Here is a 15,360-nt window from a genome sequence, read left to right on the forward strand (position 1 = left end):
AGCGCTCAGGCTCGGTTGACCGAATCGGTCAGCTACCAGTCCATGCTCGCCGGCTGCACGCCCGGGTGGGACGGGAACAACGGCAGCACCTCCTCGGCCAGTTCCTGGATGACTTCCGCTGCCGGCCTGGCGGCGAACTGGATGCCCAGGGCGGCATGGTTGACGCCCGCCGCGCGCCATTCGCCGAGCAGCTCGATCAGGCCGTTGCGCCCAGTGCGCAGGACGTAGCCGCCGTGCAACGGCGTACGCGGATACGCCGGGTCGTCCACCAGGTCCAGCCATTCGTTGGTCATGTGCGGGCGGAACCCGCCGTCCGCGATGGACATCCTCCAGGCGCGGATCTTCCGGGCCAGGCGACGTGGTCCGGACGCATCGACAGTCGACTCCGGATAGGTCAGCCAGCCATCCGCCTGGCGTGCCAGCCAGTCCGCCGGCTGCCGCGCGGAGCCGGTGACGACCAGCGGGATGGCGCCGGCCGGCGGACGCGGCAACAGTTCGGCGTCGTCCAGCGTACCGAGCGGCGAGGCGACGTGCCGGCAGCCGTGCAGCAGTTGGCGCAGGTAGTCCAGGCCCTGGGCGAACCGCTCGCCGCGCTGCGCATGCTCCAACCCGTAGGCGGGGAACTCCACCGGCCGGTCGCCGGAGGCGAGGCCCAGCACCAGGCGTCCGCCGGACAACCGGTCGACGCTCGCCGCGGCCTTGGCCAGGTCGACCGGTTGGCGCAGGGCAAGCACCGCGCTGCCGGTGGCCAGGGCGATACGGCGGGTCCGCGCGGCCAGATAGCCAAGGTAGGTGAACGGGTCGAACACTTGTCCGGCATCGCCGAAGCGTGGGTCGAACAGCGGTACGTCGCGTACCCAGACGGCGGCGAATCCCAGTCGATCGATTTCTTCGACCAGCCGCGCCTGGCCCAGCAGCACCCGCATGTCGCCCTGGTAGAAACGCAACGGCAGGAACAGGCCCAGGGTCAGCGCGTCTGCGGCGAACATGCGCCGATAGCCAGGGTGCCCGACGAAGGCCGGCGCCGAGGCGCCTTGCAGCAGGGCGCTCATGGACCCACCGCCGGTTCCGGCAGGAGGATCCCGCGCTGCACCGCAGGCCGCAGGGCCATGCGCCGGTGCCAGTCGTCCAGGTGGCGATAATGGCTGAAGTCGAAGTCGACGATCCGCGCCGTATGGGTCCAGCCGAAGGTGGCGATATCGGCGATGGAGTATTGCTCACCGGCCAGCCAGGACCGTCCGGCCAGGCGCTGGTCGAGGGTGGCGAAAACCTCCTCGGAGAGCCGCCGATAGCGTTCGATGGCCGGCGGGTACCGCTCTTCGGCGAAGATCTCGAAATGCACGCGCTGGCCGAGGATGGGCCCCATGCTGGAAGCATGGAAAGTCAGCCAGGTCAGGGCCTCCCAGCGTTCCCGGGGGGCGTCGGGAAGCAACCGCCCGCTGGTCTCCGCCAGGTACTGCAGGATCGCCGCCGACTCGAACAGGGTGATGCCGGCGGCCCGGTCTACCAGCACCGGTATCCGGCCATGTGGATTCAGGCGCAGGAATTCCGGGCGGCGTTGCTCGCCATGGTCGATGCGAACGTGGTGCAGTGCGTAGGGCAGCCCCAGTTCCTCGAGGGCGATGGTGATCTTGAATCCGTTGGGTGAACTGTCGCTGTAGAGCTGGAGGGAAGGCATGGCAAGTATCCTTGCAGCGCTGGACTATCCGGCGCCTGGGCGATGGGGGCGGCGCCGACCGGGGAAACCGCCTCGGCCGCTTCCCGCACACCGAAGAAAGCAGCTAGGCTAAAGTCTCTCGTTTCGCCACACATGCTGAAGCCCGGGTCGGCGGATGAAAAACGATCCTTTCTACAACCTGTTTATAGAAAAACTGAATTCATGGGTGCCGTCCTCCCGCTCCTCGCGCTACGCGCTTTCGTCGAAACCGCCCGCCATGGCAATCTCACCCGCGCGGCCGCGGCCATGGGCGTCACTCCCGGCGCGGTAAGCCAGCAGCTCAGGGCTCTGCAGGCGCGCACCGGCGTCGTCCTGTTCCAGCGCTTCAGCCATGGCATGCGCCTGACGCCGGAGGGCGAGCAGGTCTATCCCGGCCTCCGCCAGGCCTTCGAGCAGATCACCGCGAGCCTTGCCCAGCTGGAGGCGATCAATGCCCGCCAGACCCTCACGGTCAGCACCGAGCCCTCCTTCGCCGCCACCTGGCTGGTGCCGCGCCTCGGTCAATTCAGCGCGTCGCACCCGCAGGTGGAAGTCCGCGTGGAGGCTACGGCACTGCTCGCCGACCTGCGCCGGGAACGAATCGACGTCGCCATCCGCCACGGGCTCGGCGACTACCCCGGACTCGACGTGCAGGCGCTGATGGCCCCGCCGCTGATCCCGGTGGCCAGCCCGCGCCTGCTGGCGGAAGGCCCTGAGATCCGCGAAGCGATCGATTGCCTGGCCTACCCGCTGTTGCAGGAGTCGGAGCGCAATGACTGGCGCCTGTGGCTGCGGGCGATGGGGGTGGAGGACGACCCGCGCAGCGAGAGAGGTCCGGCTTTCGCCGACGACCTGCTGCTGGTTCGCGCCGCCGAGGCCGGCCAGGGTATCGCGCTGGTACGGGAGATCCATGCCCGCGCCGAGATCGCCAGCGGCCGCCTGGCGGTCGCCCTCGAGCGGCCCTGGCCGAGCCGCTTCGCCTATTACGCGGTGAGCCTGCCAGGAGCGGCGCAACGAGCGCCCCTCTCGCTGTTCCTCGCCTGGCTGCGCGAGCAGGCCGCCGCCGAGGCATAAAAAAACCCGCCACGAGGGCGGGTTCGAAGGGCGGCAGGGAGCTCTTCACTTCCCCCTGCCGAACAGGTTTGAGCTTAGACCGCTTCGCGGCCGCCCACCGGAATATCGCTGGCAGGCGACGAAGCGTTGCCCTCGCCGGCCAGTTCGCGCTGCAAGGTGCCCTCGTCGAGCTGCTTGCACCACTTGGAAACCACTACCGTGGCCACGCCGTTGCCGACCAGGTTGGTCAGCGCGCGGGCTTCGGACATGAAGCGGTCGATGCCGAGGATCAGCGCCAGGCCGGCGACCGGCAGGTGGCCGACGGCGGAAAGGGTCGCGGCGAGCACGATGAAGCCGCTGCCGGTGACGCCGGCGGCGCCCTTGGAAGCGATCAGCAGCACCAGCAGCAGGGTGATCTGGTGGGTGATGTCCATCGGCGTATCGGTGGCCTGGGCGATGAACACCGCGGCCATGGTCAGGTAGATCGAGGTGCCGTCGAGGTTGAAGGAGTAACCGGTGGGAATCACCAGGCCGACCACCGACTTGTTGCAGCCGAGCTTCTCCATCTTGTCGATCATCCGCGGCAGAGCCGACTCGGAAGACGAGGTGCCCAGCACGATCAGCAGTTCCTCGCGGATGTACCTGATGAAGCGCAGGATGCTGAAGCCGTGGGCGCGGGCGATGCCGCCGAGGACGATGAGCACGAACAGGATGCAGGTGATGTAGAAGCACAGCATCAGCTGGCCGAGCTGCACCAGCGAACCCACGCCGTAGGCGCCGATGGTGAAGGCCATGGCGCCGAACGCGCCGATCGGGGCGACCTTCATGATCACGTTGATGATGTTGAACATCACGTGGGAGACGCGCTCGATGAACTCGAACACCGGCTTGCCGTAGCTGCCCAGGCGATGCAGGGCATAGCCGAAGAGCACGGAGAAGAACAGGACCTGGAGGATGTCGCCGTTGGCGAACGCGCCGACCACGGTGCCGGGGATCACGTTCATCAGGAAGTCGACGGTGCTCTGCTTCTCGCCGGCAGCGGCGTAGGCAGCGATCTTGCTGGTGTCGAGGGTGTTCGGGTCGACGTGCATGCCGGCGCCCGGCTGGACCACGTTGACCACTACCAGGCCGATGATCAGGGCCACGGTGGAGACGACCTCGAAGTACAGCAGCGCCATGCCGCCGGTCTTGCCGACCGACTTCATGCTCTGCATGCCGGCGATGCCGGTGACCACGGTGCAGAAGATGATCGGCGCGATGGCCATCTTGATCAGTTTGACGAAGCCGTCGCCGAACGGCTTCATCGCCACCGCCGTTTCCGGGTACCAGTGGCCGAGCGCGATACCGATGGCGATGGCGACCAGAACCTGCACGTACAGGCTCTTGTAGAAGGGTTGTTTGGTCATGGGCAGAGTCCTCACGGGGGCGCTTCGCCAGTTCCCTGGAACGCGCTCACCGGTAGCGTTACCCCCCTTGCTGGGGAGATTTTTTGTCGTGAACCGCCGCGGCGGAACCTTGCCCAGGCATTGCAGAGGCTGTGCCAGGATGCTCTTTCTCTAAATAAAATCCTTATATATCAACAAGTTAAATAATAAATGAAAATTGCATAGCGGGCTAAGCGTGGCGGATTACCGCCCGGCGGGCCGGCTGTGCCGCGCGAGCATGGCGGGAGTCCGCCACCACCCTTGTCGTCTTCCGGGTGGCGCCCTACCATCGCCGTTCCAACAACAAGGACGCCGCCATGCGTGAGCGCACCATCGCCAGCCATTTCGTCCGCGCCGCGTTGCGCGGGGCCACGCGCCAAGGCCTGGACGGCCCCGCCCTGCTGCGTCGCGCCGGCATCCAGCCGGCCCTGCTGGACGAACCGCGGGCACGCATCGCGCCGGAGCAGTTCACCCGCCTGATGCAGTTGCTCTGGGAAGTGCTGGACGACGAATACATGGGCTTCGGCGAAGTCCGCAGCAAGCGCGGCACCTTCGCCATGATGTGCCACACCCTGATTCATTGCCGGACCCTGGAAAAGGCCCTGCAGCGCGGCGAACTGTTCTACGGCCTGTTCCCCCAGGCGCCGCTGATCCACCTGCGGCGCGACGGCGACCTGGTGCGCCTGAGCCTCGAGGAACGCCACCTGTCGGACCCGGATCACTTCCTCGCCGAAAGCCTGCTGGTGATCTGGCACCGCCTCGCCAGTTGGCTGATCGGCCAGCGCATCCGCCTGGAGGAAGCCACCTTCAGCTACCCGGCGCCGGACCACCAGGCCGAGTACGACCTGCTGTTTCCCTGCCCCCGGCGGTTTTCCGCCGGCTGCACCAGCCTGCTGTTCGCCGCCCGCTACCTGGGCATGCCGCTGCTGCAGGACGAACGCACCCTCAAGCAGTTCCTCCAGCACTCTCCCGCCGACCTGCTGGCGCGCCCGGACGGCGGCGACAGCCTGACCAGCCAGATCCGCCGCCTGCTCGGCCGCGACTGCCGGCGCTGGCCAGACCTCGACCAGGTCGCCCGCCAACTGCACATGAGTTCGCAGACCCTGCGACGCCACCTGCGCGAGGAAGGCGGCAGCTTCCAGCAACTCAAGGACCACCTGCGCCGCGACCTGGCGATCTACCACCTGGGTCGGGACGAGCTATCGATCCAGGACATCGCCGAGCAGCTCGGCTTTTCCGAGCCCTCGGCCTTCCATCGCGCGTTCAAGAAGTGGACCGGCCTCACCCCCGGCGCGTACCGGCACCAGGCGGAAGCCTGAAGCTCAGCCCAGCTCCTGGCGACGAAGCCCGCTGCGCAGTTGGTCGAGCACCGTGGCGAACGGCTGCGGCCGACCGACCGCGTAGCCCTGGGCGAAATCCACCCCGAGGCGCGCCAGGTGATCGAGGATTTCCCGGCTCTCGACGAACTCGGCCACGGTCACCGCGCCCAGGCGGTGGGCGATCTGGTTGATGGAGTCGACGATGGCCTGGTCCACCGGGCTCTTGTCCAGGTTGCGGACGAAGCTGCCGTCGATCTTGATCACGTCGACGACAAAATTCTTCAGGTAATTGAAGGAACTCAGGCCGGAGCCGAAGTCGTCCAGCGCCACCTTGCAGCCGAGGTCGCGCAGCTTGGCGACGATCCGCGAAGCCACCGACAACTGGTTCATCAACGCCGTCTCGGTCAGCTCGAAGTACAGGCGCTCCGGCCTCAGCGGCGAGTGTTCGATGCGATCCAGCAGGTAAGGCAGGAACAGCGGGTCGTTGAGCGAGTTGCCGGACAGGTTGATGCCGATGCTCAGGCCCTCCACCGCGGCGATCCGCGCGCCGAAGTTGATCAGCGCCTCGTTGATCACCCAGCGGTCGATGCTGGCCATCAGGTTGAAGCGCTCGGCGGCCGGGATGAAGGCGCCCGGCGGAGTCATCTGGCCATCCGGATCGTACAGTCGCAGCAGCAGCTCGTAGTGCCGGTCGCCGTCGCGGCGGGGGCCGACCGGGACGATCTCCTGCGCCTGCAACTGGAAGCGGTCGTTCTCCAGGGCCTCGCGCAGCCCGCTGGCGAGGAGTATGTCGCGGTGCTGGCGCTCCACTTCCTCATGGCCGAACTGGTACACCGAAACCCGGTTGCGCCCGGCATGCTTGGCCGCGTAGCAGGCCACGTCGGCCTGGCTCATCAGTTCGCTGGTGCTGCGCGAGGTGGCGGTAAGGGCGGTGATACCGATGCTCGCGCCCACGTCGTAGAGCCGCCCTTCCCAGGGGAAGCGCACCGAGCAGATCTGCTCGATGAGCTTGCTCGCCACCTGCTCCGCCTCCGCCAGGTCGCAATCGAACAGCAGCAGGCCGAACTCATCGCCGCCCAGCCGCGCCAGGGTGTCGGAGGCGCGGGTGCGGTCGGCGAGAATCCGGCTCAGCTCGCGCAGCAGCATGTCGCCCGCCGCGTGCCCGGCGGAATCGTTGACCACCTTGAAGCGGTCGAGGTCGATGAAGCACAGCGCATGCTGGGTCGCCCGCTCCTGGGCGTTGGCCAGGGCGCGTTGCAGCTCCTCCTCGAACTTGGTGCGGTTGAACAGCCCGGTGAGGGCATCGTGGGAGGCGTGATAGCTCAGCTCGCGCTGCATCGCCCGGGCCTTGGTGACGTTCTGGAACACCAGCACGGTGCCGATGATCTCGCCATCGCGGGTGCGCACCGGCGCCGCGCAATTCTGGATATCGTGCTGCTCGCCCTTGCGGCTGATCAGCGTGGCGCCGTCCTCCAGGTAGAACACCCGGGTGTTCTGCAGGCAGCGTCGCACCGGGCTTTCCAGGGCCTCGCCGGTGTCGCTGTCGAGCACGTTGAAGACCAGTTCGTGGGGCGCGCCGATGGCGTCCTGCAAGGTCCAGCCGGTCATCGCCTCGGCCACCGGGTTCATGAAGGTCACGCGGCCGCCGGCGTCGGTGGTCAAGACGGCATCGCCGATGGAATACAGGGTCACCTGCAGGCGTTCCTTTTCCTCGTGCAGGGTTTCCGCCAGGGTGCGGATCTCGGTGATGTCGCTGTTGATGCCGATCATCCGCACCGGACGGTTGTCCTCGTCGCGCGTCAGCGTGGCGATCGCCCGCAGGTGGCGAACCTCGCGGTTGGGGCGGACGATACGGAACTCGCAGTCGAATTTCTGCAACCCGCTGACGGCGCGCTCCAGCTCGCGCAGCACGCGGTCGTGATCCTCGGCATGCAGGCTCGCCTTCCACTGCTCCACCGTGGTCTCCCCGGGACCGCTGCGGATGCCGTACAGGTCGAACATGCGGAAATCCCAGTGCAGGCGGTTGCGCGCCAGGTCCCACTCCCAGATGCCGATCTGCCCGGCGTCGGTGGCCAGCTTGATCCGTTCGGCGAGGCGCTCGCGCTCCAGCTCGGCACGCTTGCGACTGTCGATATCCTCCACCTGGGTGACGAAGTACTGGGCGACTCCCTCCTCGTCGCGCACCAGCGACACGCTGATGCGCGCCCAGAAGGTTTCGCCGTCCTGGCGCAGGTAGCGCTTCTCCATCTGGTAGGAGTTGATACGCCCGGCGAGCAGGTCGCGCACCAGGTCGAGGTCCAGTTCCAGGTCGTCCACATAGGTGATCTCCTGGAACGACAGCTCGCCCAGGCGTTCGGCGGAATAGCCGAGCATCCGGCACAGCGCCTCGTTGACCTTGAACAGCCGCCCCTCCAGCGACACCAGGGCCATGCCGATCGCCGAGAATTCCATGGCGCCGCGGAACTGCGCCTCGCCGATGGCCACCTGATGCTGCTCGCGGCGGCTGCGCTCCATGATCACCGAGACCAGGAAGGCGGGAATGAGGGTCAAGGCCATCGGCAGGTACAGCAGCGGCTCGCCGAAACGTTGCTGGGACGACTCGGGGACGAACACGCCGAGGGCGATCAGCACGGCGATGAAACAGGTGTTCAGGCAACCGATCAGCGCGGTACCGAACACGCTGGTGCTGGCGGCGGCCACCAGCAGCGGCAGGAGCACGTAGATGAAGGCGTAGGGCAGGCGCGTCAGGGCCACGAAGCTGATCACCAGGGTCACCAGCAGGAGCATCGCGTTGTCCACTCCCGCCCGCCCCGACAGAGCGTGACGCCAGGCCGCCAGGTTGCTGGCCATGCACAATGGCAGCAGCGCGAGCATGCCCATCGCATCGCCCACGTACCAGCGCGCCCACATTTCCGGGAAACGCCCCATGCCGAAGACGCTGACCAGCACCGCGCCCACCGAGGCGCCGAGCAAGGGCGGGATCAGCGCGCCGGCCCAGAGCACGCGAACCGCCGAATGCAGGTTGAATTCGAAGTCCTCGCGCACCCGGTTGATGCGTAACAGCATCGCGGCGAAGATCGCTTCGCTCAGGTTGGCCGGCAGGAACGCCGCGCTCATCCACAGGCTGTCGCCATACAGGCGGTTGGCCGCCAGGTTGGCCACGGCGGAGCAGAGCAGGATCGCCGGCCACTGGCGCAGCGGCGCGCGCAGCAGGGCGGCGGTGAGGATCGCGTTGGGCAGCCAGATCGCCGCGATGGTGGCAGGCTGGCGCGACAGGTAGATGCAGGCCAGGGCGGCGAGAAAGAACAGCACACCGGCCTGGATGCCCGCCCACAAGCCCCTGTCGTCGGTTTTGCCACTGAACATCCGCTCGAATCCCCGGTACCTGCGTCAAAGGAACTGCGCCAGCCGAACAGACTTCAGCGTAGCGCGGAAACACCTCAGACGTAGGTAACGGCCGCCAAGTCTCAGACTGTAGCGAAACGTATGCGGAAGCAGGCGCCGCCCAGCTCGGAATCGTCCAGGCTCAGTTCGCCGTCGTAGCTCTCGATGATGTCCAGCGCCACGGCCAGGCCGATGCCCTGCCCCGGGTGCTGGGTATCGGCGCGCTCGCCGCGGCGGATGATTCGTGCGCGCTGTTCGGCAGGCACTCCGGGACCGTCGTCCTCGACCCACAGCTCCGAGTAACCCGGCCCCAGCCGGGCGCCCACGCGGACCCGGCCCAGGCACAGGCGATAGGCGTTCTCCAGCAGGTTGCCGAGCAGTTCCAGCAGCGCGCCGCGCTCCACCGGCACGCTGAAGGACGGCGAGAAGTCCCGCTGCAGGCTTACCCGCTTGTCGCGATAGACCTTGTCCAGCGCGTCGCACAGGGTCTCCACCAGCGGCGCCAGTTGCTCGCGATGGCGTACCAGGCCGCTCTTGCGCAGGCTGGCGCGCTGCAACTGATAGCCTATCTGCTGGCTCATGCGCTCGATCTGGCCCTGTAGCACCCGCACCTGCTCGCGGTTGCCGGGCTCCTCGGCGAGCTGGTCGCCGACCCCCTGCAAGACCGCCAGCGGCGTCTTCAGACTGTGCGCCAGGTCGCCGAGGGAGTGGCGGTAGCGCTCGCGCTGCTTGTGCTCGCTGCGCAACAGGCGGTTCAGCGAGTGGGTCAGGCGCAGCAGCTCGCGCGGATGCTCCTCGCTCAGGCTCTCGCGCTCGCCGGATTCGATCTGGTCCAGCTCGGAACTCAACCCGCGCATCGCCCGGAAGCCCCAGGTCAGACCCAGCCAGAGCAGCCCGAGCAAGACCAGCAGGGCGCCGCCGAGCCACAGGTAGAGCTGCTCGCGGAACCCCTTGAGCAGGCTCTCGAACTCGCTGACCGATTGCATGGTGACGATGCTGTAGGCCGCCTGCTTGCCGCGCAGCAGGTCGATCTCGACGTCGAACACGAAGAACTCCTCGCCCTTCGCATCGCGGGTGGTGTGGAATTCGTTGCCGCGGCCGTCGTAGCGCGGCGTGTAGTTGATCGACTCGTCGGCCGCCGAGGTGGAGCGCCAGAGCAGATCGCCATTCTGGTCGTAGATATAGCCGAGGACCTTGGCCTCCGGCAGGTTGAACTCCTCCACCGGCAGGTGCTCGGGCATCACCAGGCGGCCCTTCTCCACCCGCGCCGCCGAGACCAGGGTCGCCACGTCGGCGGCCAGGCGCTGCTCGATGGTGTTCTCCAGGGCGATGCCGAAGGCCCGCTGCAGGGCCGGCAGCAGCGCCAGCATGAACAGCACCGCCAGGGCGGCGGCGCCGAGCATCAGACGGATGCGCAGGGAACGGATCACCGGCAGCGCTCGGTGAACAGGTAGCCCTGGCCGCGCACCGTATCGATCGGCTTGAAGCCGCCGCAGGCCTCCAGCTTGCGCCGCAGGCGGCCGACCAGCACCTCGATGACGTTGGCGTCGCGCTCCTCGTCGTCGGGATAGAGCTGTTCCATCAGGCGTTCCTTGGCCACCACCTGCTGGTGATGCCGCATGAGGTATTCGAGGATGCGGTATTCGTAGGCGGTCAGCGCCACCGGTTGCTCCTCGACCAGCGCCTGCTTGCGGTTCAGGTCGAGGACCAGGGGGCCGGCCTCGATGGTCGACTGGACGAACCCCGAGGAGCGTCGCAGCAACGCGTTCAGGCGCGCTTCCAGTTCCTCGAACTGGAACGGCTTGACCACGTAGTCGTCGGCCCCGGCGGCCAGGCCTTCGACCTTGTCCTGCCAGTTGCCGCGGGCGGTGAGGATCAGGATCGGGAAGGACTTGCCCTGCGAACGCAGCTCGCGGATCAGGTCCAGGCCGCTCATGCCCGGCAGGCCGAGGTCGATCACCGCCAGGTCGTGGTGGTATTCGCTGACCCGGTAGAGGGCTTCCTCGGCATCCGGTACCGCGTCCACCACGTGCCCCTGTTCACCCAGGCGGGTATAGAGGTGGTGGCGCAACAGCGCCTCGTCTTCCACTACCAGCAGTTTCATGAGGTTCCTCCGGATGAGATGCGGCCGGACCTTCCGGCCCGGCCATCGAAGCATGCCCTCGCGGGCGCTGCGCGGTCATTTAGAACTTGTAGTTGGCGCCCAGGTAGAATTGCGAGCTGCTGTGCAGGTCCAGGGAGCCCAGCTTGTTGCCGCCATGCGGGGTCATCTCGGTGCTGGCGTTGGTGCGCAGGTAACGATAGCCGCCTTCGATCGAGGCATTCTTGCTCAGCTCCTGCAGGATACCGGCCTGCAGCCCGGCAGCGTAGCCGACATCGCTGTCGCGCTTGAAGCCCTTGCCGTCCTGTTCCAGCTTGACCAGGCCGAGGGTGGCACCGCCGAACAGCTTGGTGTTGTTGTCGCCGATCGGCAGGAAGGCGTCGTAGCTGCCGAGCAGGTTCTGCTGGCGCAGCTTGTTGCCGCTGCTGGTGTCGGAGATGTTCTCGTAGGTCGCGTAGTAGCGGCCCTGTTCGAACTGCTGGCCGGCGCGGATGCCCCAGGTGCCGGTGTTGTCGATCACCTTGTCGAGGTTCGGGCTGTTCAGGTTGCGGTTCAGCGACTTGGATTTCTGGATGTTGTTGCTGGTCTCGCCCCAGGTCAGGCCGACGAAGTTGTCGGCGGCCTGGACGCCGGCGGCGGAACCCAGCAGGGCGGTGGCGATGAAGAGAGTCTTGAGTGCTTTCATGGTGTTTCTCCGTTCTGCGAGAGTCGTGTCGTTCACGGCTTGCAGAGTACGGACAGGGTACTGAACCGCCCCTGAACGCTTGCTGAACCCGGGCTGAACGACTCGCGTTTGCCGGCGAACGCTCTGTTTCCAGGCTGCCGCGCGCCGGCTCGGCGAGGTTTTTGCCCGTACTGCAAGTAGGGTCTAGGCTTTCTACAGTCGCCTGCATAGAGGCTGGGCCAATGAACGAACAACCCGACCAGGGACGCGTCAAGGGCATGGAAGCCAGGCTCTTCCTGTTTCTCGTGATCTGCCTGTTCCCGCTGCTGTCCGTCGCACTGGTCGGCGGCTTCGGTTTCTGCGTCTGGATGTACCAGCTACTGGCCGGCCCGCCCGGGCCGCCGGCCTGAGGTCGGGTATGAGCAGTCGCCGAGAGCTGTTCCGCCGCCTCGGCGGGCACCCGCCGACGCGTCGCCCGCCGTGGACCGCCGCCGACTTCGCCGCAGGCTGCACAGGCTGCGCCGCCTGCGTCGAGGCCTGCCCGGAAGGCGTGCTGAAGCTCGGCGCCGGTCGGCTCGTCGAACTCGACCTCTCCAGCGCCGGCTGCACGCTGTGCGGGGAATGCGCCAGCCGCTGCGAGGCCGGCCTGTTCGATGGCGCGGGCCCGGCCTTCCCCTGGATCGCCACGATCGGCGAAGCCTGCCTGGCCCTGGCCGGGATCCACTGCCGCAGTTGCCAGGACGCCTGCGAACCCGCCGCGATCCGCTTCCGCCCGGCCCCCGGCGGCGTCGCCCTGGCCGAGCTGGACAGCCAGCGCTGCAACGGCTGCGGCGCCTGCCTGGCGCCCTGTCCGAGCCAGGCCATCCAACTGCGCGCGCTATCCACCAAGGAGTCTCCACGACATGCCTGAAGCCCTGCAGATCGCCAGCCTCATCCTGCATTGCCGACCCGAGCGACTGCCGGCGGTGAAGGCCAACCTGGCGCTGCTCGACGGCCTGGAGATCTACCAGGAAAGCCCGCAGGGCAAGCTGATCCTGGTGCTGGAAGCCGAACGCGAAGAACAGATTCTCGACACCCTGGGCCAGTTGCAGAACCTGCCAGGAGTGCTCAACGCCGTGCTGGTCTACCACGAGATCCTGCACGACGACGATAGCAACGACGCGGCGGCCATGACCGACCGCGCGATACCGTGCTCGCCCGAGGAGACAATCGATGAACCTCACCCGTCGTGAATTCGCCAAGGCCAACGCCGCCGCCATCGCCGCGGCGGCGGCCGGCCTGCCGATCCTGGTCCGCGCCAGCAACCTGGTGACCGAGGCGGACGTCACCAGCCTGGTCTGGAACAAGGCCCCCTGCCGCTTCTGCGGCACCGGTTGCAGCGTGATGGTCGCCACCCGCGACGGCCAGGTGGTGGCCACCCATGGCGACATCAAGGCCGAGGTCAACCGCGGGATCAACTGCGTGAAGGGCTACTTCCTGTCGAAGATCATGTACGGCAGCGACCGCCTGACCCGCCCGCTGCTGCGCATGAAGGACGGCAAGTTCGACAAGCAGGGCGAGTTCCAGCCGATCAGTTGGGAACAGGCCTTCGACATCATGGCCGAGAAGTTCAAGGCCGCGCTCAAGGCCAAGGGACCGGAGTCGGTCGGCATGTTCGGCTCCGGCCAGTGGACGGTCTGGGAAGGCTATGCGGCGAACAAGCTGTTCAAGGCCGGCCTGCGCAGCAACAACATCGACCCCAACGCCCGCCACTGCATGGCCTCGGCGGTGATGGGCTTCATGCGCAGCTTCGGCATGGACGAGCCGATGGGCTGCTACGACGACATCGAGGCCACCGACAGCTTCGTCCTCTGGGGCTCGAACATGGCCGAGATGCACCCGGTGCTCTGGTCGCGGGTCACCGACCGCCGGCTCAGCGCGCCGCAGGTCAAGGTCGCGGTGCTGTCCACCTTCGAGCACCGCAGCTTCGAGCTGGCCGACTTGCCCATGGTGTTCAAGCCGCAGACCGACCTGATCATCCTCAACTATATCGCCAACCACATCATCGAGAGCGGCGCGGTGAACCGCGACTTCGTCGAGCGCCACGTGCGCTTCGCCCATGGCGCCGAGGACATCGGCTACGGCCTGCGCCCGGACGACCCGCTGGAGAAGAAGGCGAAGAACGCCGACAAGGCCAACACCTGGAGCGATATCGACTTCAAGGCCTTCGCCGAGTTCGTCAAGCCCTATACCCTGGAGCGCACCGCGCGCGAAAGCGGCGTGCCGGCCGAGCGGCTGAAGGCCCTCGCCGAACTCTACGCCGACCCCAAGCGCAAGGTGGTGTCGTTCTGGACCATGGGCTTCAACCAGCACACCCGCGGGGTCTGGGCGAACAACCTGATCTACAACATCCACCTGCTCACCGGGAAGATCAGCGAACCGGGCAACAGCCCCTTCTCGCTCACCGGCCAGCCCTCGGCCTGCGGCACCGCGCGCGAGGTCGGCACCTTCTCCCACCGGCTCCCCGCCGACCTGGTGGTGACCAACCCGAAGCACCGGGAAACCGCGGAGAAGATCTGGAAGGTGCCGGCCGGCACCATCCAGGAGAAGGTCGGCTTCCACGCCGTGCAGCAGAGCCGGATGCTCAAGGACGGCGTGCTCAACGTCTACTGGACCCAGGTCAGCAACAACATGCAGGCCGGTCCCAACGTGATGCAGGAAGTGCTGCCCGGCTGGCGCAACCCGGACAACTTCGTGATCGTCTCCGACGTCTACCCCACCGTCTCGGCCCAGGCCGCCGACCTGATCCTGCCCAGCGCCATGTGGGTGGAGAAGGAAGGCGCCTTCGGCAATGCCGAGCGCCGCACGCAGTTCTGGCACCAGTTGGTGAAGGCACCGGGCGAGGCGAAGTCCGACCTCTGGCAGTTGGTGGAATTCTCCAAGCGCTTCACCACCGACGAGGTCTGGCCCGCGGAACTGCTGGCGAAGGCCCCCGAGCTGAAGGGCAAGACCCTCTATGACGTGCTGTTCCGCAACGGCCAGGTCGACCGCTTCCCGGCCAGCGACCTGGCCAAGGGCTACGCCAACGACGAGGTCGACGCATTCGGCTTCTATATCCAGAAGGGTCTGTTCGAGGAATACGCCGCCTTTGGTCGCGGCCACGGCCACGACCTCGCCCCCTTCGACGCCTACCACGAGGCGCGCGGCCTGCGCTGGCCGGTGGTGGACGGCAAGGAGACCCGCTGGCGCTACCGCGAGGGCTACGACCCCTACGTGAGCAAGGGCAGTGGCGTGCAGTTCTATGGCTATCCGGACAAGAAGGCGATTGCCTTCGCCCTGCCCTACGAGCCGCCGGCCGAGGCGCCGGACCAGGACTACCCGTTCTGGCTCGCCACCGGCCGGGTGCTCGAACACTGGCACACCGGGAGCATGACCGCGCGGGTCCCGGAGCTGTACAAGGCGGTGCCCGACGCGCTGGTCTACATGCACCCGGAGGATGCGCGCCAGCTCAAGCTGCGCCGCGGCAGCGAGGTCAAGGTGGTGAGCCGGCGCGGCGAGATCCGCGCGCGGGTCGAGACCCGCGGGCGCAACAAGCCGCCCCAGGGGCTGGTGTTCGTGCCGTTCTTCGACGCCAACAAGCTGATCAACAAGGTCACCCTGGACGCCACCGACCCGATTTCCAAGCAGACCGACTACAAGAAGTGCGCCGTTCGCATCGAACTGCTCAACCTGGCCTGAGG

General features: G+C 67.1%; 13 protein-coding genes. 6 read left to right on the top strand and 7 right to left on the bottom strand.

From position 1 onward, the window contains the following. Positions 1-32: 32 nt before the first annotated feature. Positions 33-1,052, bottom strand: coding sequence for an LLM class oxidoreductase (locus AT700_RS19365; protein WP_003112461.1), 1,020 nt, complete (start codon positions 1,050-1,052; stop codon positions 33-35). Next, complete coding sequence (locus tag AT700_RS19370; protein ID WP_003082444.1) at positions 1,049-1,678, bottom strand: glutathione S-transferase family protein; 630 nt, start codon at positions 1,676-1,678, stop codon at positions 1,049-1,051. The genes AT700_RS19365 and AT700_RS19370 overlap by 4 nt, the downstream gene beginning before the upstream one ends. A 201-nt stretch (positions 1,679-1,879) precedes the next feature. Here AT700_RS19370 and AT700_RS19375 point away from each other — a divergent pair, with 201 nt between their 5' ends. After that, entirely contained in the window at positions 1,880-2,770 is an 891-nt protein-coding gene (locus AT700_RS19375; RefSeq protein WP_003109209.1) for a LysR substrate-binding domain-containing protein, read from the top strand. Between the two features lie 74 nt (positions 2,771-2,844). Here the strand turns inward: AT700_RS19375 and dctA are convergent, their stop codons facing one another. Continuing rightward, a complete protein-coding gene (gene dctA / locus AT700_RS19380) occupies positions 2,845-4,155 on the bottom strand; it encodes a C4-dicarboxylate transporter DctC (protein WP_003082442.1) in 1,311 nt (436 codons plus the stop codon). 335 nt (positions 4,156-4,490) lie between these two features. On the opposite strand from dctA, the gene AT700_RS19385 reads away from it, so the two are divergent. Next, positions 4,491-5,492, top strand: a complete 1,002-nt coding sequence (locus AT700_RS19385) for an AraC family transcriptional regulator (RefSeq protein WP_003106595.1) — start codon at positions 4,491-4,493, stop codon at positions 5,490-5,492. A gap of 3 nt (positions 5,493-5,495) precedes the next feature. Here the strand turns inward: AT700_RS19385 and AT700_RS19390 are convergent, their stop codons facing one another. From AT700_RS19390 to AT700_RS19405, 4 genes are all read right to left on the bottom strand, one after another. After that, the gene (locus tag AT700_RS19390; protein WP_003086577.1) at positions 5,496-8,858 is read right to left on the bottom strand and encodes a diguanylate cyclase; all 3,363 of its coding nucleotides are present in this window, start codon (positions 8,856-8,858) and stop codon (positions 5,496-5,498) included. A 101-nt stretch (positions 8,859-8,959) separates the two neighbouring features. Beyond that, positions 8,960-10,306, bottom strand: a complete 1,347-nt coding sequence (gene phoQ, locus AT700_RS19395) for a two-component system sensor histidine kinase PhoQ (RefSeq protein ID WP_003082438.1) — start codon at positions 10,304-10,306, stop codon at positions 8,960-8,962. Beyond that, positions 10,303-10,980 (bottom strand): two-component system response regulator PhoP, encoded by a 678-nt coding sequence (gene phoP / locus AT700_RS19400; RefSeq protein ID WP_003082436.1) that lies wholly within the window; start codon positions 10,978-10,980, stop codon positions 10,303-10,305. Before phoP ends, phoQ begins: the two co-directional genes overlap by 4 nt. 79 nt (positions 10,981-11,059) lie before the next feature. Further along, a complete protein-coding gene (locus AT700_RS19405) occupies positions 11,060-11,662 on the bottom strand; it encodes an outer membrane protein (protein WP_003082431.1) in 603 nt (200 codons plus the stop codon). 221 nt (positions 11,663-11,883) lie between these two features. On the opposite strand from AT700_RS19405, the gene napE reads away from it, so the two are divergent. Genes napE through napA form a run of 4 tightly spaced genes read left to right on the top strand, consistent with a single transcriptional unit; the run spans position 11,884 to position 15,358 of the window. Next, a complete protein-coding gene (napE, locus tag AT700_RS19410; protein ID WP_003082429.1) occupies positions 11,884-12,051 on the top strand; it encodes a periplasmic nitrate reductase, NapE protein in 168 nt (55 codons plus the stop codon). 8 nt (positions 12,052-12,059) lie between these two features. After that, positions 12,060-12,551, top strand: a complete 492-nt coding sequence (gene napF / locus AT700_RS19415; protein ID WP_003162642.1) for a ferredoxin-type protein NapF — start codon at positions 12,060-12,062, stop codon at positions 12,549-12,551. Continuing rightward, positions 12,544-12,873, top strand: coding sequence for a chaperone NapD (locus AT700_RS19420; RefSeq protein WP_003082422.1), 330 nt, complete (start codon positions 12,544-12,546; stop codon positions 12,871-12,873). The genes napF and AT700_RS19420 overlap by 8 nt, the downstream gene beginning before the upstream one ends. Next, complete coding sequence (napA, locus tag AT700_RS19425; RefSeq protein WP_003162643.1) at positions 12,854-15,358, top strand: nitrate reductase catalytic subunit NapA; 2,505 nt, start codon at positions 12,854-12,856, stop codon at positions 15,356-15,358. The genes AT700_RS19420 and napA overlap by 20 nt, the downstream gene beginning before the upstream one ends. The last annotated feature ends 2 nt before the right edge of the window (positions 15,359-15,360 follow it).

It is taken from the genome of Pseudomonas aeruginosa, from assembly GCF_001457615.1.
Classification (GTDB): Bacteria; Pseudomonadota; Gammaproteobacteria; order Pseudomonadales; family Pseudomonadaceae; genus Pseudomonas; species Pseudomonas aeruginosa.

Excerpts from the sequence above, each read along its gene's own strand:
- AT700_RS19375 (WP_003109209.1), top strand. The coding sequence starts at position 1,880 with ATGGGTGCCGTCCTCCCGCTCCTCGCGCTACGCGCTTTCGTCGAAACC.
- AT700_RS19390 (WP_003086577.1), bottom strand. The coding sequence starts at position 8,858 with ATGTTCAGTGGCAAAACCGACGACAGGGGCTTGTGGGCGGGCATCCAG.
- napA (WP_003162643.1), top strand. The coding sequence starts at position 12,854 with ATGAACCTCACCCGTCGTGAATTCGCCAAGGCCAACGCCGCCGCCATC.
- AT700_RS19420 (WP_003082422.1), top strand. The coding sequence starts at position 12,544 with ATGCCTGAAGCCCTGCAGATCGCCAGCCTCATCCTGCATTGCCGACCC.
- phoP (WP_003082436.1), bottom strand. The coding sequence starts at position 10,980 with ATGAAACTGCTGGTAGTGGAAGACGAGGCGCTGTTGCGCCACCACCTC.
- napE (WP_003082429.1), top strand. The coding sequence starts at position 11,884 with ATGAACGAACAACCCGACCAGGGACGCGTCAAGGGCATGGAAGCCAGG.
- AT700_RS19370 (WP_003082444.1), bottom strand. The coding sequence starts at position 1,678 with ATGCCTTCCCTCCAGCTCTACAGCGACAGTTCACCCAACGGATTCAAG.
- AT700_RS19385 (WP_003106595.1), top strand. The coding sequence starts at position 4,491 with ATGCGTGAGCGCACCATCGCCAGCCATTTCGTCCGCGCCGCGTTGCGC.
- AT700_RS19405 (WP_003082431.1), bottom strand. The coding sequence starts at position 11,662 with ATGAAAGCACTCAAGACTCTCTTCATCGCCACCGCCCTGCTGGGTTCC.
- napF (WP_003162642.1), top strand. The coding sequence starts at position 12,060 with ATGAGCAGTCGCCGAGAGCTGTTCCGCCGCCTCGGCGGGCACCCGCCG.
- AT700_RS19365 (WP_003112461.1), bottom strand. The coding sequence starts at position 1,052 with ATGAGCGCCCTGCTGCAAGGCGCCTCGGCGCCGGCCTTCGTCGGGCAC.
- dctA (WP_003082442.1), bottom strand. The coding sequence starts at position 4,155 with ATGACCAAACAACCCTTCTACAAGAGCCTGTACGTGCAGGTTCTGGTC.